Origin of the sequence: Mycobacterium sp. 852002-10029_SCH5224772, from assembly GCF_001667315.1 — a bacterium.
Lineage (GTDB): Bacteria > Actinomycetota > Actinomycetes > Mycobacteriales > Mycobacteriaceae > Mycobacterium.
Genome location: NZ_LZHT01000014.1, coordinates 1 through 23,151 on the forward strand (window position 1 = coordinate 1; position 23,151 = coordinate 23,151).

Annotated in this window: 22 protein-coding genes, 1 pseudogene and 1 riboswitch; of the genes and pseudogenes, 20 read left to right on the forward strand and 3 right to left on the reverse strand. The window is 67.4% G+C overall.

What is annotated here, in order from left to right; all coding sequences use genetic code 11:
• On the reverse strand, positions 1-88 hold an 88-nt coding region (locus tag A5775_RS25830), incomplete at its 3' end, for a PPE domain-containing protein (protein ID WP_369827770.1).
• On the opposite strand from A5775_RS25830, the pseudogene A5775_RS04165 reads away from it, so the two are divergent.
• From A5775_RS04165 to A5775_RS04185, 5 genes and pseudogenes are all read left to right on the forward strand, one after another.
• Positions 72-1,085 (forward strand): annotated as a pseudogene (locus A5775_RS04165) (PPE domain-containing protein); the annotation flags it as partial. The gene A5775_RS25830 and the pseudogene A5775_RS04165 overlap by 17 nt on opposite strands.
• Positions 1,082-1,399, forward strand: a complete 318-nt coding sequence (locus tag A5775_RS04170) for a DUF732 domain-containing protein (RefSeq protein ID WP_067248010.1) — start codon at positions 1,082-1,084, stop codon at positions 1,397-1,399. The pseudogene A5775_RS04165 and the gene A5775_RS04170, both read left to right, overlap by 4 nt.
• 122 nt (positions 1,400-1,521) lie before the next feature.
• The gene (locus tag A5775_RS04175) at positions 1,522-2,238 is read left to right on the forward strand and encodes an MgtC/SapB family protein (RefSeq protein WP_067248014.1); all 717 of its coding nucleotides are present in this window, start codon (positions 1,522-1,524) and stop codon (positions 2,236-2,238) included.
• 31 nt (positions 2,239-2,269) lie between these two features.
• Entirely contained in the window at positions 2,270-3,205 is a 936-nt protein-coding gene (locus tag A5775_RS04180) for a sterol desaturase family protein (protein ID WP_067248017.1), read from the forward strand.
• A gap of 94 nt (positions 3,206-3,299) precedes the next feature.
• On the forward strand, positions 3,300-3,977 hold the full coding sequence (locus A5775_RS04185) for a hypothetical protein (protein ID WP_067248300.1): 678 nt from the start codon (positions 3,300-3,302) through the stop codon (positions 3,975-3,977).
• A 30-nt stretch (positions 3,978-4,007) separates the two neighbouring features.
• Here A5775_RS04185 and A5775_RS04190 read toward each other — a convergent pair whose 3' ends face one another.
• A complete protein-coding gene (locus tag A5775_RS04190; RefSeq protein WP_067248020.1) occupies positions 4,008-4,454 on the reverse strand; it encodes a nitroreductase/quinone reductase family protein in 447 nt (148 codons plus the stop codon).
• A 123-nt stretch (positions 4,455-4,577) separates the two neighbouring features.
• Here A5775_RS04190 and A5775_RS04195 point away from each other — a divergent pair, with 123 nt between their 5' ends.
• The 3 genes from A5775_RS04195 to A5775_RS04205 all read left to right on the forward strand — a co-directional run bounded on the left by A5775_RS04195 (position 4,578) and on the right by A5775_RS04205 (position 7,438).
• The gene (locus A5775_RS04195) at positions 4,578-5,261 is read left to right on the forward strand and encodes a TetR/AcrR family transcriptional regulator (protein WP_197512344.1); all 684 of its coding nucleotides are present in this window, start codon (positions 4,578-4,580) and stop codon (positions 5,259-5,261) included.
• Positions 5,262-5,394: 133 nt separating this feature from the next.
• Entirely contained in the window at positions 5,395-5,895 is a 501-nt protein-coding gene (locus tag A5775_RS04200; protein WP_067248026.1) for a VOC family protein, read from the forward strand.
• 49 nt (positions 5,896-5,944) lie between these two features.
• Complete coding sequence (locus A5775_RS04205) at positions 5,945-7,438, forward strand: FAD-binding protein (RefSeq protein ID WP_067248030.1); 1,494 nt, start codon at positions 5,945-5,947, stop codon at positions 7,436-7,438.
• Between the two features lie 59 nt (positions 7,439-7,497).
• Here A5775_RS04205 and A5775_RS04210 read toward each other — a convergent pair whose 3' ends face one another.
• Positions 7,498-9,417 carry an ABC transporter ATP-binding protein/permease gene (locus tag A5775_RS04210; RefSeq protein WP_067248033.1) on the reverse strand — a complete coding sequence of 640 codons (1,920 nt, stop codon included), beginning with the start codon at positions 9,415-9,417 and terminating at the stop codon, positions 7,498-7,500.
• A gap of 92 nt (positions 9,418-9,509) precedes the next feature.
• Here A5775_RS04210 and A5775_RS04215 point away from each other — a divergent pair, with 92 nt between their 5' ends.
• From A5775_RS04215 to gcvP, 12 genes are all read left to right on the forward strand, one after another.
• A complete protein-coding gene (locus A5775_RS04215) occupies positions 9,510-11,153 on the forward strand; it encodes an acetolactate synthase (protein WP_067248036.1) in 1,644 nt (547 codons plus the stop codon).
• An 85-nt stretch (positions 11,154-11,238) separates the two neighbouring features.
• Complete coding sequence (secA2, locus tag A5775_RS04220; RefSeq protein ID WP_067248040.1) at positions 11,239-13,563, forward strand: accessory Sec system translocase SecA2; 2,325 nt, start codon at positions 11,239-11,241, stop codon at positions 13,561-13,563.
• A 141-nt stretch (positions 13,564-13,704) separates the two neighbouring features.
• Positions 13,705-14,334 (forward strand): CDP-alcohol phosphatidyltransferase family protein, encoded by a 630-nt coding sequence (locus A5775_RS04225; protein WP_067248043.1) that lies wholly within the window; start codon positions 13,705-13,707, stop codon positions 14,332-14,334.
• A complete protein-coding gene (locus tag A5775_RS04230) occupies positions 14,327-15,253 on the forward strand; it encodes a DUF881 domain-containing protein (protein WP_067248046.1) in 927 nt (308 codons plus the stop codon). Before A5775_RS04225 ends, A5775_RS04230 begins: the two co-directional genes overlap by 8 nt.
• A gap of 49 nt (positions 15,254-15,302) precedes the next feature.
• Positions 15,303-15,635 (forward strand): small basic family protein, encoded by a 333-nt coding sequence (locus A5775_RS04235; RefSeq protein ID WP_007170008.1) that lies wholly within the window; start codon positions 15,303-15,305, stop codon positions 15,633-15,635.
• A 141-nt stretch (positions 15,636-15,776) separates the two neighbouring features.
• On the forward strand, positions 15,777-16,541 hold the full coding sequence (locus tag A5775_RS04240; RefSeq protein ID WP_197512350.1) for a DUF881 domain-containing protein: 765 nt from the start codon (positions 15,777-15,779) through the stop codon (positions 16,539-16,541).
• 27 nt (positions 16,542-16,568) lie between these two features.
• On the forward strand, positions 16,569-16,967 hold the full coding sequence (gcvH, locus tag A5775_RS04245) for a glycine cleavage system protein GcvH (RefSeq protein ID WP_067248052.1): 399 nt from the start codon (positions 16,569-16,571) through the stop codon (positions 16,965-16,967).
• Between the two features lie 237 nt (positions 16,968-17,204).
• Positions 17,205-17,678, forward strand: a complete 474-nt coding sequence (gene garA / locus A5775_RS04250) for a glycogen accumulation regulator GarA (RefSeq protein ID WP_369827771.1) — start codon at positions 17,205-17,207, stop codon at positions 17,676-17,678.
• A complete protein-coding gene (locus tag A5775_RS04255) occupies positions 17,678-18,445 on the forward strand; it encodes a MerR family transcriptional regulator (protein WP_067248059.1) in 768 nt (255 codons plus the stop codon). The genes garA and A5775_RS04255 overlap by 1 nt, the downstream gene beginning before the upstream one ends.
• 111 nt (positions 18,446-18,556) lie before the next feature.
• Entirely contained in the window at positions 18,557-19,051 is a 495-nt protein-coding gene (locus A5775_RS04260) for a bifunctional nuclease family protein (protein WP_067248062.1), read from the forward strand.
• A gap of 258 nt (positions 19,052-19,309) precedes the next feature.
• Positions 19,310-19,939, forward strand: a complete 630-nt coding sequence (locus A5775_RS04265) for a MerR family transcriptional regulator (protein ID WP_067248065.1) — start codon at positions 19,310-19,312, stop codon at positions 19,937-19,939.
• A 105-nt stretch (positions 19,940-20,044) separates the two neighbouring features.
• A riboswitch (glycine riboswitch) is annotated at positions 20,045-20,142 on the forward strand.
• A 180-nt stretch (positions 20,143-20,322) separates the two neighbouring features.
• On the forward strand, positions 20,323-23,148 hold the full coding sequence (gene gcvP, locus A5775_RS04270) for an aminomethyl-transferring glycine dehydrogenase (protein ID WP_067248069.1): 2,826 nt from the start codon (positions 20,323-20,325) through the stop codon (positions 23,146-23,148).
• Positions 23,149-23,151: the final 3 nt, after the last annotated feature.

A 23,151-nucleotide genomic window follows, 5' to 3' on the forward strand; every position in this document is an offset into this window, starting at 1 on the left:
ACAGCGTTGCCAGCTGGAGGCGGTTGGCCGCGATCTCGGGCGGCGGCACCACCGCCGCAAAAGCCGTCTCGAAGGCGATCGCCGCCACCGAGGCCGAATACGGGGAAATGTGGGCGCAGGACGCCGCCGCGATGTACGCCTACGCCAGCGCGTCCGCGGCCGCCACGCGGCTGGCACCGTTCACCGAGCCGCCCCCGACCACCAATGAAGCCGGGGTCGCCACCCAGGCGGCCGCGCTGGGCGAGGCCACCGGTGTGGCGAGCGCCACCGCCGCGGCTGGGGACGCCGCGGCCCCGCCGTCGGGCATCATCAGCGACTTGCTCGAGGCCATCGGCAACGCGTCCCGCGGTTACATGGAGTTCTGGGACCAGGTGCTCAATACCCTGACCGGGTCCCCCTTGGCGGGCACGACGTGGCAGAACACGTTCGGGATCCTGGCCGACATCGGCCGGTTCAACACGGTAGCCAGCGAAGCCCTGGCCCCGTTCAACCTTGCCATGACCGAGTTCAAATACTTCTACAACCTGCCGGTCGAGGGCCTGGAAATCCCGAAGTCCGCGCTGGGAGCCGGCCTCGGGATGCGGTCGGCCGCCGCGGGCCTGACCAGCGCGGTATCGGCGGACACGGGCACGGCGAACGTGGTGGGCAAGTTGTCGGTGCCACCGGCCTGGGCGTCGGCGACACCGGCGATCAGGTTGGCCAGCGGACTGGTGCCAACGGCCAGTCTGACCGCGGCCCCCGCGGCGGGCATCCCGGCAAGCCTGCTCGGTCACATGGCGTTGGGAAGCCTGACCGGAGGCGCCCTCGGCGCCGTGGCCCCTCAAGTCGTGAGCGGGAGGGGTATTCGGGCCCGCGCCGGCGGGGCGACGAAGACCGTCGCGCCCGTCAAACTCGACGACGTCATCGCGAAGCTGCAAAAGCAGCCCGAATCCGTGCAGCACTGGAATGTCGACAAGGCCGGGCTCGACGCTCTGCTCGACCAGTTGTCGACAAAGCCCGGCATCCACGCGGTGCACGTGTCCAGTGGAGACAAGCCCACGGTGACGTTGCCCGACGTTCGGCTCGGAAAGGCGGGAACGGCATGAAACCTCTCCTTGCGGTGCTCGCAGCCGTCAGCGTGATCAGCTTCGCGGCGTCCGCGCACGCCGAGCCGCAGGGCGACGATGCGGCGTTCCTGGCCAACCTCAGCAATTCCGGCATCACCTACAGCAACCCCAGCCAGGTCATCACGTCCGCCAAAGCCGTGTGCGGGTTGATGGGCAGGGGCGAAACGGGTTTGCAGGTCGTCAGCGACATCAAGAATCAAAACCCCGGCATGACGATGGACGCCGCCGCCAAATTCGCGGCACTCGCATCCAGCGTCTACTGCCCCCACCACATCACACCCAAAGCCGGTTAGCCTGGGTCTCGCCGCGCGCCGGGGGATACGCCCGACGTCAGCGGTTCGGTTGGGCTCCACTTGCGGTTAACCCGGATTTGGTTAGCTCCCTTCGCCGCCTTGCGACCGGGAAGGAGGGTGTCGTGGAAACGTTGAGCGCTGTCGAGTTCGCGCTGCGGTTGGGCGTCGGCGTGGGCTGTGGCGCCCTCATCGGCCTGGAACGGCAGTGGCGGGCCCGCCGCGCCGGGCTGCGCACCAACGCGCTGGTGGCCGGGGGCGCAACGCTGTTCGTCCTGTACGCGGCGGCCACCTCGGATTCCAGCCCCACCCGGGTCGCGTCCTATGTGGTGTCCGGTATCGGCTTCCTGGGCGGTGGGGTGATCCTGCGGGAGGGCGTCAACGTCCGGGGCCTCAACACCGCAGCCACCCTGTGGTGCTCGGCGGCGATCGGCGTGCTGGCCGCTTCCGGGCACCTGCTGTTCGCGTTGATCGGCACCGGCACGGTCATCGGCATCCATGTGCTGGGGCGCCCGCTCGGCCGGTTGATCGACCGCGACAACAGTGCCGACGAGGACGAAAGCCTCCTGCCGTATCTGGTGCAGGTGGTCTGCCGCCCCAAGCACGAGAAGTACGCGCGCGCCCAGATCGTCCAGCATGCCGGCGGCAACGACATCACCCTTCGCGGGATCCACACCGGGCACCCGGCCGACGACGAGATCACCTTGACCGCCCACCTGCTGATGAACGGTGACGCCCCGGCCCGGCTGGAGCGGCTGGTGGCAGAGCTGTCCCTGCTACCCGGAGTCCGCGCCGTCCAGTGGTATGCCGGGGAGGACATGCAGTCCGACGATCGTCGCTGAGCGTCCCAGCGTTCGTCGTAGTCTTACCTGTGTGAGTGCCCTTTCCGGCTTCCTGTCCGCGCTTCCCCCGCAGATGCGGGACCCGGTACTGCTCGCCATTCCGTTCTTCTTGTTGCTGTTGACCCTCGAATGGACAGCGGCGCGCAAGCTGGAACACCTCGCGACCGACGCCGCGCGCCCGGCCGCGGGGGCGCACCGCACCCGCGACTCGCTGACCAGCATCTCGATGGGGCTGGTTTCGGTGGCCACCACCGCCGGCTGGAAGACCCTGGCCCTGCTCGGCTACGCCGCAATCTATGCCTACCTGGCACCGTGGCACCTGTCGGCGACCCGCTGGTACACCTGGGTGATCGCCGTCCTCGGCGTCGACCTGCTGTACTACGCCTACCACCGGATCGCCCACCGAGTGCGGTTGATCTGGGCGACGCACCAGGCCCACCACTCCAGCGAGTACTACAACTTCGCCACCGCGCTGCGCCAGAAATGGAACAACAGCGGCGAGATATTGATGTGGATTCCGTTGCCGCTGTTGGGGATTCCGCCATGGATGGTGTTCTTCAGTTTCTCGGTGAACCTGATCTACCAGTTCTGGATCCACACCGAGCGGGTCGACAAGCTGCCACGGCCCTTCGAGTTCGTCTTCAACACGCCGTCGCACCACCGGGTGCACCACGGAATGGACAAGGTGTACCTCGACAAAAACTACGGCGGCATCTTCATCATCTGGGACCGGCTGTTCGGCACCTTCCAGCCCGAGCTGTTCCGCCCGCACTACGGCCTGACGAAGCAGGTCGACACCTTCAACATCTGGACGCTGCAGACCCGCGAATACCTCGCAATCGCCCGGGACTGGCGTACGGCGACCCGGCTCCGGGACCGGTTGGGCTACGTGTTCGGCCCGCCCGGGTGGGCGCCGCGCACCGCTGGTCAAACCGGCGCCCCCGCCCCGCTCGTGACCTCTCTGTAACATCGGCGCTCCCCGGCGCGAAAAGCTCAACGTGGAGGCCGGTTACGCCGTAACCTCGACCTCCCGTCAGTATCCGCCCGATGGATCGGAGTTGATGGTGCATCGCCTGGCAACGCGCGCCTTCGCCGCGTCGGCTACTGTCGCAGCGCTCACCTCCCCGCTGCCGACCGCGCCGGCAAAAGCCGACGTCATGGTGTATCCGGGCATGGAGATCCGCCAGGACAACCGCGTTTGCACGTTGGGATACGTCGACCCCAGCCTGAAAATCGCGTTCACCGCGGGGCATTGCCGGGGCGGGGGCGGAGTGGTCACGGATCGGGGCGGTACCGTCATCGGCCGCCTGGCGGCCTACCGGGACAACACCCCCAGCGGGACGACCGTGTCCACCAGCCAGGTGATCAGCGACTACGAAGCGATTGTGCTGGACGACGGCGTCACGGCGAACAACATCCTGCCGGGTGGCCGTCCCCTGGTCTCGGACCCCGCCCCGCCGCTCACCCCCGGCCAGCCGATCTGCCATTACGGCGTGATCACCGGGGAAACCTGCGGGACGGTGGAGAGCGTGAACAACGGCTGGTTCACCATGTCGCACGGCGTGCAGAGCCACAACGGGGACTCCGGCGGGCCGGTGTATCTGGCGCCCAGTGGCGGCCCGGGACAGCTCGTCGGCATCTTCAACAGCGTCTGGGGGGACTTTCCGGCGGCGGTGTCGTGGCGGGCCACCTCGGAGGAGGTTCGCCAGGACCTCGGGGCGGGCGACAACGCCCGCTAGCGGGCCCACTAGAGGCCCACTCGGTCCCCGTCAGGCCGTCTTGGTCAAGGCGAACACCGGAATCGTGGGCGCCGCGGCACGAAACTGCTCGTCACTGCTGTCCGGTGTCAGACCCGCAACGTAATCCTTGACCTGCCAGTACCACCGGGCCAGGTAACGCCTCAGCAGATCGGGTTTGGCCGCGTCGTCGACCTCGCTGGCCCGAACGCGTTGCCGGCGCCAACGTGGACCCACCTCCACGACGCCCGCGGCCCGGACGTTGCGCGCCCACTGGGTGTTGCCGCGCGGGGAGACCAGGTAATCCACGCCGTCGACGGTCAGGAGGTTGACCACGACCGCGCGCTGCTGGCCGGTCTTGCGGCCGCGGACGCGCAGCGCGCGGGTCCCGGCGATGCTGATCCCCGCGTCGGCAAGCCAACGGATCACCACGTTGGCGACGCGGGCGGCCCGGTTCGGTTCCTCATAGCGTGTGGACATGCTCGCGTCCTCTCGGCGAATCTAGTCAGAATCGTTGAGAGCGGTGCTCTCACTTTTAAACACGCTGCCACACCCCGGTGCAGAAAACAAGAGCAGTGTTCTCGGTTGTGTCAGACTGACCGCGTGGGCAAACGCCAGGAGTCACGGGAGCAGATCGAGGCGCGAATCGTCGAACTCGGGCGCCGCCAGCTCGCGGAGCGCGGCGCGGCCGGATTGTCGGTCCGGGCGATAGCCCGCGACCTGGGCATGGTGTCCTCCGCGGTGTACCGGTACGTCTCCAGCCGCGACGAGCTGCTGACCCTGCTGCTGGTCGACGCCTACTCCGACCTGGCCGACACGGTGGAGCGCGCCCGCGACACCGTGGGAGAACTGTGGAGTGACGACGTCATCGCCATTGCGCGGGCGACCCGACAGTGGGCCGTCGCGCACCCGGCGTGCTGGGCCCTGCTGTACGGCAGTCCCGTCCCCGGATATCACGCGCCGCCTGAACGCACGGTTGCCGTCGGCACCCGCGTGGTCGCGGCCCTGTTTGATGCCGTCGCGGCCGGAATTACCACCGGAGACATCCGGCTGACCAATGACCTTGCGCCGCAACCGATGTCATCCGACTTCGAACGGATTCGGCACGAATTTGGATTCCCCGGCGATGACCAGGTGCTTGCCAAGTGTTTTCTACTCTGGGCGGGGGTGCTCGGTGCCATCAGCCTCGAGGTGTTCGGGCAATACGGCGCGGAGACCCTCACCGATTCGGAGGCGATCTTCGACACCCAGCTGCGGCTGCTGGTGGACATGCTGAGCCAACATTGATGCCGCGGGCGCCGCGACGAACGCGCGAATTAGAACGTGTTCACCCGGAAGTTTCGGGCGCGGAGCGGGCCGGCATGGCAAAGTTGTGCGGACCCTTTCTGGCGGCCCGGCAACTGGACTATTCTGCGAGACGATGACGCTCCCCGTTGAATCGCCGACGCAGATCGCCTGGGTCACCGCCGACCTGGATGCCACCGAAACGGCTCTCACCGGCCTGTTAGGCGTGCGGAAGTGGGTGCGCATACCCGACGTGCACTTTGCTCCGGATACCTGTAGCTACCACGGCAGGCCCGCCGATTTCGTCGCCAGCATCTCCCTGAGCTACCTCGGCGACATGCAATTGGAGCTGATCCAACCGGTTCGCGGTGAGAACATCTATAGTGACTTTTTGCGGGATTGCGCGGCGGGTTTGCACCACGTCTGCATGGAGGCCGAAAGCCCCGAGCAATTCGACGCGGCGTTGGTGGAGGCCATCGAGCGAGGCGCGGCGGTCGTGCAGCAAGGCGTGATGCCCGGCGGAATCCAATTCGCCTATGTCTCGGCGCCGCAGGCGGGCGTGCCGTTTGTGGAGTTCGCGTACATCGCGCCCGAAATGAGGGCGTTTTACGACTACATCAAGCAGGAGCAACGGTGAGCCGCGCCAGCCACGACGCAGAGCGCAGCGATGAGAAGGAAAGGTGCCAATGAGCACGGAGATACCGGCAACAGTCAGTGCGAACGATGTGACGTCGTGGTCCGACGAGGTCGACGTGTTGGTGATCGGCTTCGGCATCGCCGGCGGCTGCGCCGCGGTCAGCGCGGCTGCCGAGGGGGCGCGGGTGCTGGTGCTCGAACGCGCGGCCGCGGCCGGCGGTACCACTTCGCTTGCCGGGGGCCACTTTTACCTCGGCGGCGGGACCGCGGTGCAGCAGGCGACCGGTCAGGACGACTCGGCGGAGGAGATGTACAAGTACCTCGTCGAGGTCTCGCGGGAGCCCGAACTCGACAAGATCCGGGCCTACTGCGACGGCAGCGTCGAGCATTTCAACTGGCTGGAAGACTTGGGCTTTCAGTTCGAGCGCAGCTACTACCCGGGCAAAGTCGTCGTGCCGCCGGGCACCGAGGGCCTGAGCTACACCGGCAATGAAAAGGTATGGCCCTTCTGTGAGCGGGCCACGCCGGCGCCGCGCGGGCACTCCGTGCCGGTGCCGGGGGAGTTGGGCGGCGCGGCCATGGTCATCGACCTGTTGGTCAAGCGCGCCGACGCCCTGGGTGTGCAGATCCGTTATGAGACAGGGGCAACCAACCTCGTCGTGGACGACGACGGCGCCGTCGTCGGTGTCGCCTGGAAACATTTCACCGACACGGGTGCCATCAAGGCCAGAGCCGTCATCATGGCGGCGGGTGGATTCGCGATGAATCCGGAGATGGTTGCCGAGCACACTCCCGCCTTGGGCCAGCCGCGGCGCACCAAGCATCACGGCCTGGCGGCGCCCTACATCCTGGGCAATCCGAACGACGACGGGCTGGCCATCAGGATGGGCGTCTCGGCGGGCGGGGCCACCAAGCACATGGACGAGTTGTTCATCACCGCGGCGGCCTATCCGCCGGAGGTCCTGCTGACCGGTGTGATCGTCAACAAGGAGGGCAAGCGCTTCGTCGCCGAGGACTCCTACCACTCGCGCACTTCGGCGTTCGTGCTCGAGCAACCGGAGCAGATCGCATATCTGGTCGTCGACGAAGCACACACCGAGATGCCCGCGATGCCACTGATCCGCTTCCTCGATGGTTACGAGTCGATCGCGGAAATGGAAGCCGCGCTTGGCATCCCGGCCGGCAACCTCGCAGCCACACTGGACCGCTACAACCAGTTCGCCGCCGCCGGCGAGGACGCCGATTTCCATAAGCAACCGGAATTCCTTGCGCCGCAAGACAACGGCCCGTGGGCGGTGTTCGATCTGTCGCTCGGGCGAGCGATGTACTCAGGCTTCACGATCGGCGGCCTCGCGGTGACCGTTGACGGCGAGGTGCAGCGGGCCGACGGCACCGTGGTGCCCGGCTTGTACGCCGCCGGTGCCTGCGCGTCCAACCTCGCCCAGGACGGCAAGGGTTACGCCAGCGGGACGCAGCTGGGTGAGGGTTCGTTCTTCGGACGCCGCGCCGGAGCGCACGCGGCCGGACGGGCCGGGGGAGCGTAGGCGCGCTAAGACCCGGCGCCGGAGCGCACGCGGCCGGACGGGCCGGGGGAGCGTAGGCGCTAGACCTGCGCGGGCTCCTTTTCGACCGGGCCCAGCTGCCACGCGCCGCCGCCAAGCAGGTGGAGCTGCTGCTCGTGGTGCTGCTCGACGGCGGGCCGATGGCTCACGCTGACCATGACGCACTCCGGCAGCTCCGCCCGAACCAGTTGGTACAGAGCGAATTCCAGGCCGGCGTCCAGCGCGGAGGTCGCCTCGTCGAGGAAGACCGCCTTCGGTCTGGTGAGCAGGACGCGCGCGAAAGCGACGCGCTGCTGCTCACCGGGGGACAGCACCTTGGCCCAATCCTGGTCCTCGTCCAGCCGATTGATCAGTGGCGCCAGCGCCACCTTGGTGAGCACGTCGCGCAGTTGCTCATCGGCGATGTCGTCCGGTGAATTCGGGTAGCACACGACGGTGCGCAACGTGCCGAGCGGCACGTACGGCAACTGCGACAAGAACATGGTCGCGTTGTCGCCGTCCGGGCGGCACAGCGTCCCCGAGGCGTACGGCCACAATTCGGCCAGACTGCGCAGCAGCGTGGTTTTTCCGGCTCCGGAACGTCCGGTGATCACCAGGGTGTCGCCGAGGTCGAGCTGGATGTCCAGCGAGTCGACCAACTGGTCGCCGTCGGGTGTGCGCACCTCGATGCCACGTAGCTCAACCGCGGTCTCTTCGCTGGGTTTGACGAGAATGGTTGGCAGCGCGCGGCCCTTGTCGTTGGCGTCGACGAGGCCGTGCAACCGGATGATCGCCGCCCGGAAGGCCGCGAACGCGTCATAGTTGTTGCGGAAGAACGACAGTGAGTCGTTGATGTTGCCGAAAGCCTGCGCGGTCTGGGTGACATCGCCGAAGGCGATCTCCCCGGAGAACAGGCGCGGCGCCTGAATCGCCAACGGCAGCGGAATGATGGCCTGCGTCGCCGACCAGTTCCATCCGTTGAAGATGATGGTCCGCCGGACGAACCTGCGGTAGTTGTCGATGATCGGCGTGAAGCGCCGCCACAATTGGGTACGTTCGACGCGCTCGCCCCGGTAGAAGCCCACTGCCTCCGCGGCGTCGCGCAACCGCACCAGGGCGTAACGGAACGCGGCGTTGAGTTTCTCGTTGTTGAAGCTCAGCCAAATCAGCGGGCGCCCAAGCCAAATCGCGACCACCGTCACGATCAAGACATAGATCAGGACGGTCCAGAACATCGCACGCGGCACGTTCACACCGAAGAGATCGAAGTCCCCGGACAAATTCCACAGGATCGCGGCGAACGAGATCACCGATGCCACCGCGTTGACGGCACCGAACAGCAGGGTGCTGGTCGTCCCGTTGGACGGGATGTTCGGGGTGCCGCCCACTCCCGCGGTGAAGATGTCGACATCCTGTTGGATGCGCTGGTCGGGGTTGTCAATGGTGTTGTCGATGAACAGATCCCGGTAATAGGCCCGGCCCGCGAGCCAGTCGTCCGTGAGATGGCCCGTCAGCCACATGCGCCAGGCGATGATGAACCGCTGCGTCAGGTAGATGTCGAGGATCACCCGGGCGATGAAGATGGCCGCCAGTAGGATGAAAATCCCGAGCGAGACCCAAAAGTTGTGGATCCCGGACTGTTTGACCTCGTCGTTACCCGTGGCGAGCCCTTTTAGTGCCACCTGCAAAGCCGTGTACATGTCGTTGCTCTGATAGCTGAACAGCACGTTGAGCCGGACCGAGAAGATCACCAGCAGCAGCAGCACGCCGAGGCCCAGCCACACTTTGACGCTGGCCCGGCCGAGGAAGTAGCCGCGGGTGATCCGCCAGAACTGCCGGCCCCAGGGCGTGAGGTAGCGGAACGCAAGCAGCACGCCGAACAGGCAGACGGCGCTGATCACCCACGCTATGGCGATCCATCGCAACGAATCCATGGGTGCCGCCGACCAGTTGATCGATGGCGTGAACGGCTTGGGGCCCATCGTCGCGTCTCCTTACGGTCGAGGGGACCGGACTCTCCTCAACTTCAAATCCTTCGGCGAAGGTACCCGAAGCATCTGGCTAGGCTGCGGTGATGACTACCGACGCCACCCCCGCACAAACATTGCATGCCGGACGCCTCGTCGCGCGGCGCCTGCGGGCCAGCGGAATCGATACCGTCTTCACGCTGTCGGGCGGTCACCTGTTTTCCATCTACGACGGCTGCCGCGACGAGGGTATCCGGCTGATCGACACCCGCCACGAACAGACCGCGACCTTCGCCGCCGAGGGCTGGTCGAAGGTGACCAGGCGGCCCGGCGTGGCCGCGCTGACCGCGGGGCCGGGCATCACCAATGGGATGAGCGCGATGGCGGCGGCGCAGCAGAACCAGTCGCCCCTGGTGGTGCTGGGCGGACGGGCGCCGGCCCAGCGCTGGGGCATGGGCTCGCTGCAAGAGATCGACCATGTGCCCTTCGTGGCGCCGTTGGCCCGTTTCGCCGCCACCGCGCAGTCGGCGGACGACGCCGCCCGGCTCGTCGATGACGCGTTGCTCGCCGCGGTCGGCGCACCGTCCGGCGTGGGTTTCGTCGACTTCCCGATGGACCACGTGTTCTCCATGTCCGACGATGACGGGCGCCCCGGGGCTCTCGTCGACCTGCCGCCGGGGCGCGCACCCAACGACCAGGCGCTGGCACGTGCCGCCGGTCTGCTGTCCGCGGCGAAGCGCCCGGTGATCATGGCCGGCACCAACGTGTGGTGGGGACACGGTGAGGCGGCCCTGCTGCGTCTTGCCGAGGAACTCCAGATCCCGGTGCTGATGAACGGAATGGCCCGCGGCGCCGTCCCGGCCGACCATCCGTTGGCGTTCTCCCGGGTTCGCGGAAAAGCGTTGGCGGAGGCCGACGTTGCGCTGATCGTCGGCGTGCCCATGGATTTCCGGCTCGGCTTCGGTGCGGTGTTCGGGCAACAAACCCAGCTCGTCGTGGTCGACCGTGTCCAACCCGAGCGCCGTCATCCGCGACCGGTGCAGGCCGAGCTCTACGGCGACCTGCTGACGATCCTGGCGGCGCTGGCCACCTCCGGTGGCGGCGGGCACCGCGACTGGATCGAGGAACTCCGCACGGCCGAGACCGCGGCGCGCGCCAAGGAGAAAACCGAGCTCGCCGACGACCGCGTCCCGCTGCATCCCATGCGGGTGTACGCGGAGCTGGCGCCCATGCTCGATCGCGACGCCATCGTGGTGATCGACGCCGGCGATTTCGGGTCCTACGCCGGCCGGGTGATCGACAGCTATCTGCCGGGGTGCTGGCTGGACAGCGGCCCGTACGGCTGCCTGGGTTCGGGCCCCGGCTACGCGCTGGCCGCCAAGCTGGCCCGGCCGGAGCGTCAGGTGGTGCTGCTGCAGGGCGACGGCGCGTTCGGTTTCAGCGGCATGGAGTGGGACACCCTGGTCCGGCACAACGTGCCCGTCGTGTCCGTGATCGGCAACAACGGCATCTGGGGCCTCGAAAAGCACCCCATGGAAGCGTTGTACGGCTACTCGGTGGTGGCCGAACTGCGCCCGGGAACGCGCTACGACGAGGTGGCGCGCGCGCTGGGCGCCCACGGCGAACTGGTCGCCGCACCCGGCGAGCTGCGGCCCGCCTTGGAACGGGCCTTCGCCAGCGGCCTGCCCGCCGTCGTCAATGTGCTCACCGACCCGAACATCGCCTATCCGCGCCGATCCAACCTCGCCTGACAGCCATCCGGGGCCGCGAGCGGTCGGCGTGTCGCGTACAAACACGCACGCTCGCGCCCGCTAGGGGGTCACGTACCGTTGACCTGTGCCTAAGACCACCCGCGCTCAACCCGGCCGGCTGAGCAGCCGCTTCTGGAAGCTGCTCGGCGCCAGCACCGAAAAGGACCGCAGCCGCTCGCTCACCCAGGTCGACGAGTCGTCGGAATACGACGACGAGGCGGCCGGGCTGACTGACGAGCAGCTGCGCAAAGCGGCCGGGCTGCTCAACCTCGAGGACCTCGCGGACTCCGAGGACATCCCGCAGTTTCTCGCCATCGCCCGGGAGGCGGCCGAGCGGGCGAGTGGGTTGCGGCCCTTTGACGTTCAGCTGCTGGGCGCGCTGCGCATGCTGGCCGGCGACGTGATCGAGATGGCCACCGGTGAGGGCAAAACCCTGGCCGGCGCGATCGCAGCCGCCGGGTACGCACTCGCCGGGCGGCATGTGCACGTCGTGACGATCAACGACTACCTGGCACGTCGTGACGCGGAATGGATGGGTCCGCTGATCGAAGCCATGGGGCTGACGGTCGGCTGGATCACCGCCGAGTCGTCCAGCGAACAGCGCAGGGCCGCCTATGGCTGCGATGTCACCTACGCCTCGGTCAACGAGATCGGCTTCGACGTGCTGCGCGATCAACTGGTGACCGACGTCGACGACCTGGTGTCACCCAACCCCGACGTGGCCCTCATCGACGAGGCCGACTCCGTGCTGGTCGACGAGGCGCTGGTGCCGCTGGTACTGGCGGGAACCACCCATCGGGAGACGCCAAGGCTCGAAATCATCAAGCTGGTCGGCGAACTGAACGCCGACGCCGATTTCGACACGGACTCCGACAGCCGCAACGTCCACCTGACCGAGGCCGGCGCACGCAAGGTCGAAAAGGCGCTCGGCGGCATCGATCTGTACTCCGAGGAGCACGTCGGCACCACGCTGACCGAGGTCAACGTCGCCCTGCACGCGCACGTGCTGCTGCAGCGCGACGTGCACTACATCGTGCGCGACGACGCCGTGCACCTGATCAATTCCTCGCGCGGGCGCATCGCGCAACTGCAGCGCTGGCCCGACGGACTGCAGGCCGCGGTCGAGGCCAAGGAGGGCATCGAGACCACCGAAACCGGCGAGGTGCTCGACACCATCACCGTGCAGGCGCTGATCAACCGCTACGCCACGGTGTGCGGCATGACCGGCACCGCGCTGGCCGCCGGTGAGCAGCTGCGCCAGTTCTACAAGCTCGGTGTGTCGCCAATTCCACCGAACAAGCCCAACATTCGTGAAGACGAGTCCGACCGCGTCTACATCACCGGCGCGGCCAAGAACGACGCGATCGTCACCCACATCGCCGACCTGCACGAGACCGGGCAGCCGGTGCTGGTCGGCACCCGCGATGTCGCCGAATCCGAGGATCTGCACGAACGGCTGCTGCGCCGCGGCGTGCCCGCGGTGGTGCTCAACGCGAAAAACGACGCCGAGGAAGCCCAGGTCATCGCCGAGGCCGGCCAGTTCGGGGTGGTCACCGTGTCGACGCAGATAGCCGGGCGGGGTACCGACATTCGGCTCGGTGGCTCCGACGAAGCCGACCACGACCGGGTCGCCGAATTGGGCGGCCTGCACGTCGTGGGCACCGGCCGCCACCACACCGAGCGGCTGGACAACCAACTGCGGGGGCGCGCCGGCCGGCAGGGCGACCCGGGGTCGTCGGTGTTCTTCTCCAGCTGGGAGGACGACGTCGTGGCGGCCAACCTCGACCAAAACAAGCTGCCGATGGAAACCGATGAGGACGGCAAGATCGTCAGCCCCAAGGCGGCCGGGCTGCTCGACCACGCGCAGCGCGTGGCGGAGGGGCGCATGCTCGACGTGCACGCGAACACCTGGCGCTACAACCAGCTGATCGCGCAGCAGCGCGCCATCATCGTCGATCGACGGGATACGTTGCTGCGCACCGCAACCGCGCGTGAAGAACTCGCCGAGCTAGCGCCGAAACGCTACGAGGAGCTGGCCGAGGAGATCTCCGAAGAACGCCTCGAAACGATCTGCCGGCAGATCATGCTCTATCACCTGGACCGCGGCTGGGCCGACCATCTGGCGTATCTGGCCGACATCCGCGAGAGCATCCACCTGCGGGCGCTGGGCCGGCAGAATCCGCTGGACGAGTTTCACCGCATGGCGGTCGACGCGTTCGCGTCGCTGGCCGCCGACGCGATCGAAGCGGCCCAGCAGACCTTCGAGACCGCGAACGTCCTCGAGGAGGAGCAGGGGCTGGATCTGTCCAAGCTGGCGCGACCGACGTCGACGTGGACGTACATGGTCAACGACAACCCGCTGTCGGATGACACGCTATCCACTCTGAGCCTGCCCGGCGTGTTCCGCTAGCGCGGCGCGTCGCCGAGTGTGCGGGCCGCCGCGCACTCGAGCTCGACAGTGCGGCCAGCCGCGCGTTCGGCGACGGTTTTGCCCGCCTCCCCAACGGTCCGCGCTGCGGACCGCGTCGCTTCCGCGTTAAGGTCACGGCTCATGGAGCCGGTGCTTCCGCCCAACCGGGTGCTGACGGTGCCCAACGCGCTGAGCGCTATCCGCTTGGCGCTCATTCCGGTGTTCGTCTACGTCTTGCTGGTCGCGCACGCCAACGGCTGGGCGGTGGCGATCCTGATGTTCAGCGGCGCCTCGGACTGGGCCGACGGCAAGATCGCCCGGGTGCTCAATCAGTCCTCCCGGCTGGGTGTGCTGCTCGACCCCGCCGTCGACCGCCTCTACATGGTCGCCGTTCCCCTGGTGTTGGCGTTCAGCGGGATCGTGCCGTGGTGGTTCGTCGTCGTCCTGCTCGCGCGGGACGGACTGCTGGCCGTGACGCTGCCGCTGCTGTGGAGCCGCGGGCTGTCGGCGCTGCCGGTGACCTACATCGGCAAGGCCGCCACATTCGCCCTCATGTCGGGCTTTCCGCTGGTGCTGCTGGGCAGCTGGGACGCGCTGTGGAGCCGGGTCGTGGGCGCCTGCGGGTGGGCCTTCCTGATCTGGGGCATGTACGGCTACCTGTGGGCGTTCGTGCAGTACGTGATTCAGATGACGCTGGTCCTGCGTCGCATGCCCAAGGTCGACCGGGGTTCGCGTCCGTCGGCCGCGGCGAAAGTGACTGACCATGGCTGACGCGGACCGCCTGCTCGGCGGCTACGACCCTAACGCCGGTCACAGCGCGCACGTAGCGGCGCGGCCACAACTGATTCCGGTGCCCTCGCTGCTGCGCGCGCTGCTGTCCGAACACCTGGATCCCGGCTATGCCGCGGCGGCGGCCAGGCGCGGCGCCGCCGCGAGCCCGCGGGGCGGACGCCAACGCGCGTTCGGTTGGCTGTGGCAGGCGCTGGCGGCGCTGCTCATCGCCACGGTCTTCGCCGCCGCGGTCGCGCAAGCCCGCTCGGTCGCCCCCGGGGTGCGCGACGCGCAGCAACTGCTGTTGGACAACGTGCGGTCGACGGAAGGCTCCGCGACCAAGTTGGCCCAGCGGCGCAACCAGCTCTCGACACAGGTCGATGACGTACAGCGCCACGCGTTGACGGAAGACGCCGAGGGGCGGCGCCTGCTGAAACGTCTCGACGCGCTCAGCCTGGCGGCGGGCGGCACGGCGATCATCGGGCCCGGACTGAAGATCACCGTGACCGATCCGGGCGCCAGCCCGAACCTTTCCGACGTGTCCAAGCAGCGGGTCAGCGGCAGCAGGCAGATCATCTTGGACCGCGACCTGCAGCTGGTGGTCAACTCCCTGTGGGCCAGCGGCGCCGAGGCCGTCTCGGTCGGCAGCGTGCGGATCGGGCCCAACGTGACCATCCGGCAAGCCGGCGGCGCGATCCTGGTGGACAACAACCCGACCAGCAGTCCGTACACGATTCTTGCGATCGGGCCGCCTCGGTCGATGCGCGATGTCTTCGACAACAGCTCGGGACTGCAGCGCCTGAGGCTGCTGGAGATCTCCTACGGCGTGGCGGTTACGGTGGATGTCGCCGACGGCCTCACGCTCCCTGCCGGATCGATCCGGGATGTCAAGTTCGCCAAGCAGATTGGGCCACAGTGAGAAAAGTCCCGAACGGACAGCGTCGCCTGGGCGAGACGGGAAAGCAAGCATGATCGGTATCGCAGCGCTGGCGATCGGCATCGTGCTGGGCCTGGTTTTTCACCCCGCGGTACCCGAAGTCGTCCAGCCCTATCTGCCGATCGCCGTGGTCGCGGCCCTCGATGCCGTGTTCGGTGGGCTGCGTGCCTATCTGGAACGGATCTTCGACCCCAAGGTCTTCGTGATTTCGTTCGTGTTCAACGTCTTCGTGGCCGCGCTGATCGTCTACGTGGGCGACCAACTGGGGGTGGGCACCCAGTTGTCCACGGCCATCATCGTCGTGCTGGGCATCCGCATCTTCGGCAATGCGGCGGCGTTGCGCCGCCGGCTGTTCGGGGCGTGACGCCATGACCGAATCGAGGTCAACGTGAGCCAGGATTCGACGGATCCCAGCGCCGGCCAAAGCGGTGACGGGCCAACCCGACCCGCTCACCCCGACGCCGAGGCGGCGCCGGATCAGGGTGCGCCGCGCGGGCGCCACGAACTGCCCGGGAAAAATCCCCGTCCCGCGATCGGGCCGGTCCGTCGTACCGGGTTGTCCGGGATGCTGCGCGGCGGTCGCTCCCGCCTGGGTTTCGGGACGCTGGCCGTCCTGTTGTGTCTGCTTCTCGGTATCGCCATCGTCACCCAGGTCCGCCAAACCGAATCGGGCGATTCGCTGGACACGGCGCGCCCCGCTGACCTGTTGGTGTTGCTGGATTCGTTGCGGCAGCGCGAAGGCACGCTCCGCAGCGAGGTGAACGAGCTGGAGAACACGCTGAATTCTTTGCAGGCGTCCGGCAACAACGACCAGGCCGCTATCCAGTCCGCCCAATCCAGGCTGGCGGCGCTGTCCATCCTGGTAGGCGCGGTGGGCGCCACCGGGCCCGGTGTCACCGTCACGATCGAGGACCCCGGGCCGGGGGTTTCCCCCGAGGCGATGCTCGACGTGATCAACGAGTTGCGCGCCGCCGGGGCCGAGGCGATCGAAGTCAACGACGCACACCAGTCCGTCCGGGTGGGTGTCGACACCTGGGTCGCGGGTATGCCCGGGTCGCTGACCGTCGACTCCAAGACGCTGTCGCCCGCGTATTCGATTCTGGCGATTGGTGATCCGCCCACCCTGGCCGCCGCGATGAACATTCCCGGTGGCGCACAGGACACGGTCAAGCGGGTCGGTGCGCGGATGTCGGTCCAGCAGGCCGATCGGGTGGACGTGACCACCTTGCGGCAACCAAAACCGCACCAATACGCTCAGCCCGTCAAGTGAGCAACTTCCGAACAGACAGGATCACTCGTGAGCGACATCCCGCCCGATCTGCACTACACCGCCGAACACGAATGGGTTCGTCGAAGTGGTGATGACACCGTGCGGGTGGGCATCACCGACTTTGCGCAGTCGGCGTTGGGCGATGTCGTGTTCGTTCAGCTGCCCGACGTGGGTGCCGAGCTGAGCGCGGGGGAGTCCTTCGGCGAAGTCGAATCCACGAAATCGGTGTCGGACTTGTACGCCCCGGTGTCGGGCAAGGTGTCGGCCGTCAACACCGATCTGGACGGCAGCCCGCAACTGGTCAACTCCGACCCATACGGGGCCGGATGGTTGCTGGATGTGCAGGTCTCCGACGTCGCCGAACTGGAGTCCGCCATTTCTTCGTTGCTCGACGCGGAGGCCTACCGCGGAACGCTGACCGAATGACGATTGCTAGTGTCCCTGCAGCCCCGCACGGCAAAGCCAGCGGTGCAGCCGGCACACGGGAAATCGAAGTTTCGGATCGTCAGGTGGTGGGCGCATTGCAGGCAGGTGCGCGGTACCGTCGACACATCGACCTTGTGAAGACCGGTATACCGGGCAACAAGACCTGGTGCGGAAGCCGGCCGACCGGCCCGGACAAACAACGCCACAGCGGCCAGTGAGGAGCAGCGCGTGACGGACATGGACTCAGGAAGTCCGCAAGAGCAGAATTCGGACGAAGTGACGGTAGAGACGACGTCTGTCTTCCGTGCCGACTTCCTCAACGAGCTCGACGCACCCGCGCAGGCGGGGACGGAAAGCGCGGTATCCGGGGTCGAAGGACTCCCGGCGGGTTCGGCGTTGCTGGTCGTCAAACGGGGCCCCAACGCGGGATCGCGGTTCCTGCTCGACCAGCCCACCACGTCGGCCGGCCGGCACCCCGACAGCGACATCTTCCTCGACGACGTGACCGTCAGCCGCCGGCACGCCGAATTCAGGTTGGAAAACAACGAATTCAGCGTGGTCGACGTTGGTAGTCTCAACGGCACTTACGTCAACCGGGAGCCCGTGGATTCCGCGGTGCTCGCCAACGGCGACGAAGTGCAGATCGGCAAGTTCCGCTTGGTGTTTCTGACCGGACCCAAGCAGGGTGAGGATGGAGGAGCTTCAGGCTAGTGAGCGCACCCGATAGCTCGGCACTGGCCGGGATGTCGATCGGGGCGGTCCTGGAACTGTTGAGGCCGGACTTCCCCGATGTCACCATCTCCAAGATTCGTTTCTTGGAGGCCGAGGGGCTGGTGACGCCGCAACGGGCCGCGTCGGGCTATCGAAGGTTCACCGCATACGACTGCGCGCGATTGCGATTCATCCTTACCGCGCAGCGCGATCACTACCTGCCGCTGAAGGTCATCCGGGCGCAGCTGGACGCCCAGCCCGACGGTGAGCTACCTCCTTTCACAACCTCCTACGCCGGCCCACGCCTGGTGTCGGTGACGGGAACCGGCGACGCCGGGGATACCGCGGGCGCGGGCTTCGCGACCGGCTCCGACAAATCGGCGGTGGCGCCCACGCACGTCCGGCTGAGCCGCGAAGACCTGCTGGCGCGCGCGGGCGTGGACGACGAGCTACTGACCTCGTTGCTCAAAGCCGGGGTCATCACCACCGGCCCGGCCGGTTTCTTCGACGAGCACGCGGTCGTCATCCTGCAATGCGCGCGGGCGTTGTCGGACTACGGCGTCGAGCCGCGGCATCTGCGCGCATTCCGATCGGCGGCCGACCGCCAGTCCGACCTGATCGCCCAAATCGCCGGGCCGATAGTCAAAGCCGGCAAGGCCGGCGCCCGCGATCGCGCCGACGATCTGGCGCGTGAAGTTGCGGCGCTGGCCATCACGTTGCACACGTCGTTGATCAAATCCGCCGTTCGCGACGTTCTGGATCGCTGAGGACTAGACTTCGGTCGACAACTTGGTTTCGGCGGTAGGGCGGATTTTTGACCTCGCCGTCGCTCCGAGTACCAATCCAACCGGCGCCACGAATGCGGAGGACAGACACAAATGGGTGAGGTTCGTGTTGTCGGCATTCGCGTAGAGCAGCCGCAAAACCAGCCGGTGTTGTTGCTGCGCGAAACCGACGGTGACCGTTACCTGCCAATCTGGATCGGCCAGTCGGAGGCCGCCGCCATCGCCCTAGAGCAGCAAGGCGTTGAACCGCCTCGCCCGTTGACACACGATCTGATCAGGGATGTCATTGCCGCGCTTGGACATTCGCTGAAAGAGGTGCGGATCGTCGATCTGCAGGAGGGGACTTTTTACGCTGACCTGGTGTTCGACCGCAACGTCACCGTGTCGGCTCGTCCCTCGGATTCGGTGGCGATAGCACTGCGCGTCGGCGTTCCCATCTATGTCGAGGAGCCGGTGCTTGCCCAGGCCGGGCTGTTGATCCCCGACGAGACCGACGAAGAGGGCGGCACCGCCGTCCGCGAGGACGAGGTGGAGAAGTTCAAAGAATTTCTCGACAGCGTGTCTCCCGACGATTTCAAAGCCACCTAGCGCCCGCAGCGGCCGGTTGCCGCTGGACTAGCCTGGTGGGGACATCACGGATGCGTCTCAACTGGCAACCTGATCTCGACACGCTGGCGGATAGCCCGCCCAGTTGGCCCCGAGGCGGCCATACTTTGATCACGACTTCAGGCGCGGCGGCTACGGGAAAGCGTAAGCTCACTAGCACTCGGGCCTGAGCAGACGTGGCTGCGATGCAGCCTTCAGACGCAGCTAACGACGAGAGCGCGATCGCGGAGAGGAACCACCGTGAGCGAGCAGCCACGCCAAGACCAGCTCAACCTCGAAGAGCAGGGAAACGCGGCGAGCAGTGACCGCAGCGTCACCGCCGCCAGCGCACCCGTGCAGCCCGGACTTTTCCCGGACGACTCCGTGCCCGACGAACTGGTCGGCTACCGCGGTCCGAGCGCGTGCCAGATCGCCGGCATCACCTACCGGCAACTGGACTACTGGGCCCGTACCTCGCTGGTGGTCCCGTCGATCCGCAGCGCGGCGGGCTCCGGAAGCCAGCGGCTCTACTCGTTCAAAGACATCCTCGTTCTCAAGATCGTCAAGCGGTTGCTCGACACCGGCATCTCGTTGCACAACATCCGCGTCGCGGTCGACCACCTGCGCCAGCGCGGCGTCCAGGATCTCGCCAACATCACCCTGTTCTCCGACGGCACCACCGTTTACGAGTGCACCTCGGCCGAAGAGGTCGTCGACCTGCTGCAGGGTGGACAGGGCGTGTTCGGCATCGCCGTGTCCGGCGCCATGCGCGAGCTGACCGGCGTCATCGCCGACTTCCCGGGCGAACGGGCCGACGGCGGCGAGTCGATCGCCGAGCCCGAGGACGAACTGGCGTCCCGGCGCAAGCACCGCGACCGCAAGATCGGCTAGTTCCTGCGCGCGAGGGTGCGCAAATGCCGCGCATCACGACGCGCCGGCGGACAAACACGCAGGCTCGCGGTGGGTTCAGACGGCCGAGTAAACTAGGCCGCGCATCGTATTCGTGCGGGAGAGTTCCGTGGCTGCCAGTCACGGACGCCGAAGGAGCAACACCTCTCCGTCAACCTCTCAGGCACCCGGACCGCGCGAAACAATGATGCCTCTGGAAAGCGGTGCAGACCTTGCCGGTCGACACCCGCCGATGGGGAAAGGCGTTCGGGAGAAGCATCCGGCGCCGAATCTCTCAGGCGCCCGGTGAATGGGTGAAGACAGAGGGAGAGGGCCGTTCGTCCTCTGCCCCGATATGTCTTTGACCGCCTACTCAGGAGTTTCCAGTGCCCGATCAATCCACGTTCGCCGCTCGGCACATCGGCCCGGACAGCCAGGCCGTCGCGGCCATGCTCGCCGTCATCGGTGTCGACTCCCTCGACGAGCTGGCGTCCAAAGCGGTCCCGGCGGGCATCCTGGACCGGCTCACCGACAGCGGCGCCGCCCCCGGTCTTGACCTGTTGCCGCCGCCCGCCAGCGAAACCGAGGCGCTGACCGAACTGCGCGTTTTGGCCGAGGCCAACACGGTGGCCGTGTCCATGATCGGTCAGGGTTACTACGACACGCTCACACCCCCGGTGTTGCTGCGCAACATCTTGGAAAACCCCGCCTGGTACACCGCTTACACGCCGTATCAGCCGGAGATCAGCCAAGGCCGGCTCGAGGCGCTGCTGAATTTTCAGACGATGGTGGCCGACCTGACCGGCCTCGAGGTCGCCAACGCCTCCATGCTCGACGAGGGCACCGCGGCCGCCGAGGCAATGACGCTGATGCACCGCGCGTCCCGCGGCAAGAGCAACCGGCTGGCCGTCGACGCCGACGTCTTCGTCCAGACCGCGGCCATCGTGGCCACCCGCGCCAAGCCGTTGGGCATCGAGGTCGTCACCGCCGACCTGCGTGACGGACTGCCCGACGGGGAGTTCTTCGGCGTCATCGCCCAGTTGCCCGGCGCCAGCGGCCGGGTCACCGACTGGGCGCCCCTGGTCGAGCAGGCACACGAGCGGGGCGCGCTGATCGCGATCGGTGCCGACCTGCTCGCCATGACCCTGATCACGCCGCCCGGCGAGATCGGCGCCGACGTCGCCTTCGGCAGCACCCAAAGATTCGGTGTGCCAATGGGATTCGGCGGCCCGCATGCCGGATACCTGGCGGTGCACGCCAACCACGCGCGTCAGCTGCCGGGCCGGCTGGTGGGTGTGTCGCTGGACGCCGACGGTTCGCCCGCCTACCGGCTGGCGCTGCAGACTCGCGAGCAGCACATCCGCCGCGACAAGGCGACCAGCAACATCTGCACCGCCCAGGTGCTGCTGGCGGTGATGGCCGCGATGTACGCCAGCTACCACGGCGCCGAGGGGCTGACCGCGATCGCGCGCCGCGTCCACGGTCACGCCGAGGCGATCGCCGCGGGGATCGGCGACGCACTGGTGCACGACAAGTACTTCGACACCATGCTGGCGCGGGTCCCGGGCCGCGCCGACGAGGTGATCGCCACGGCGAAAGCCCATGGCATCAACCTGTGGCGCGTCGACGACGATCACGTGTCGGTGGCGTGCGACGAGGCGACCACCGACGAGCATGTCGCCGCGGTGCTCGGGGCGTTCGGCGTGGCGGCGGCCGAGCCGAAATGTGCGGGCATCGTTACCCGAACCTCGGAGTTCCTGACCCATCCCGCCTTCACCCAGTACCGCACCGAGACGGCGATGATGCGCTACCTGCGCGCGCTGGCGGATAAAGATATCGCCTTGGACCGCAGCATGATTCCGCTCGGCTCGTGCACCATGAAGCTCAACGCCGCCGCCGAGATGGAACCGATCACCTGGCCGGAATTCGCCCGCCAGCATCCGTTCGCGCCGGCGTCCGACTCCCCGGGCCTACGGCGCCTCATCGCCGACCTGGAGACCTGGTTGGTACAGATCACCGGCTACGACGCCGTCTCGCTGCAACCCAACGCGGGGTCGCAAGGCGAGTACGCCGGCCTGCTGGCCATCCACGACTACCACGCCGGACGCGGCGAACCCCACCGCGACATCTGCCTCATTCCGTCCAGCGCGCACGGCACCAACGCCGCGTCGGCGGCACTGGCCGGGATGCGGGTCGTCGTGGTCGCTTGCCACGAGAACGGCGACGTGGACCTCGACGATCTGCGCGCCAAGATCGGCGAGCACGGTGACCGGCTGTCGACGCTGATGATCACCTACCCGTCCACGCACGGCGTCTACGAGCACGACATCGCCGACATCTGTGCAGCAACCCACGATGCGGGGGGCCAGGTGTATGTGGACGGCGCCAACCTCAACGCGCTGGTCGGCCTCGCACGGCCGGGGAAGTTCGGGGGTGACGTCAGCCACCTGAACCTGCACAAGACGTTCTGCATTCCGCACGGGGGCGGAGGACCGGGCGTGGGGCCGGTGGCGGTGCGGTCGCATCTGGCGCCGTTCCTGCCGGGGCACCCGCACGCCCCCGAGCTGCCCCAGGGGCATCCGGTGTCGTCGGCGCCGTACGGGTCCGCCTCGATCCTGCCGATCAGCTGGGCCTACATCCGGATGATGGGGGCCGAAGGCCTGCGCGCGGCGTCGCTGACCGCGATCACCTCGGCCAACTACATCGCCCGCCGCCTCGACGAATACTTCCCGGTGCTCTACACCGGCGAGAACGGCATGGTGGCTCACGAATGCATCCTGGACCTTCGGGGCATCACCAAGTCCACCGGAGTGACCGTGGATGACGTGGCAAAACGCTTGGCGGACTATGGGTTTCACGCGCCCACGATGAGTTTCCCGGTGGCCGGCACGCTGATGGTGGAGCCCACCGAGAGCGAGACCCTGACCGAAGTCGACGCGTTCTGCGACGCCATGATCGCCATCCGCGGCGAGATCGACCGGGTGGGCGCGGGGGAGTGGCCCGTTGATGACAACCCGCTGCGGGGCGCCCCACACACGGCCGAGTGCCTGGTGATCGGCGACTGGGACCACCCGTACACCCGGGAAGAGGCCGCCTACCCGCTGGGCAAGGACTTCCGGCCCAAGGTGTGGCCGCCGGTGCGCCGCATCGACGGCGCCTACGGCGACCGCAATCTGGTCTGCTCGTGCCCGCCGGTGGAGGCGTTTGCCTGACGG

Excerpts from the sequence above, each read along its gene's own strand:
- A5775_RS04205 (WP_067248030.1), top strand. The coding sequence starts at position 5,945 with ATGAGCACGGAGATACCGGCAACAGTCAGTGCGAACGATGTGACGTCG.
- A5775_RS04235 (WP_007170008.1), top strand. The coding sequence starts at position 15,303 with ATGATCGGTATCGCAGCGCTGGCGATCGGCATCGTGCTGGGCCTGGTT.
- A5775_RS04185 (WP_067248300.1), top strand. The coding sequence starts at position 3,300 with ATGGTGCATCGCCTGGCAACGCGCGCCTTCGCCGCGTCGGCTACTGTC.
- A5775_RS04210 (WP_067248033.1), bottom strand. The coding sequence starts at position 9,417 with ATGGGCCCCAAGCCGTTCACGCCATCGATCAACTGGTCGGCGGCACCC.
- A5775_RS04215 (WP_067248036.1), top strand. The coding sequence starts at position 9,510 with ATGACTACCGACGCCACCCCCGCACAAACATTGCATGCCGGACGCCTC.
- A5775_RS04260 (WP_067248062.1), top strand. The coding sequence starts at position 18,557 with ATGGGTGAGGTTCGTGTTGTCGGCATTCGCGTAGAGCAGCCGCAAAAC.
- A5775_RS04200 (WP_067248026.1), top strand. The coding sequence starts at position 5,395 with ATGACGCTCCCCGTTGAATCGCCGACGCAGATCGCCTGGGTCACCGCC.
- A5775_RS04225 (WP_067248043.1), top strand. The coding sequence starts at position 13,705 with ATGGAGCCGGTGCTTCCGCCCAACCGGGTGCTGACGGTGCCCAACGCG.
- garA (WP_369827771.1), top strand. The coding sequence starts at position 17,205 with ATGGACTCAGGAAGTCCGCAAGAGCAGAATTCGGACGAAGTGACGGTA.
- A5775_RS04230 (WP_067248046.1), top strand. The coding sequence starts at position 14,327 with ATGGCTGACGCGGACCGCCTGCTCGGCGGCTACGACCCTAACGCCGGT.
- A5775_RS04170 (WP_067248010.1), top strand. The coding sequence starts at position 1,082 with ATGAAACCTCTCCTTGCGGTGCTCGCAGCCGTCAGCGTGATCAGCTTC.
- A5775_RS04190 (WP_067248020.1), bottom strand. The coding sequence starts at position 4,454 with ATGTCCACACGCTATGAGGAACCGAACCGGGCCGCCCGCGTCGCCAAC.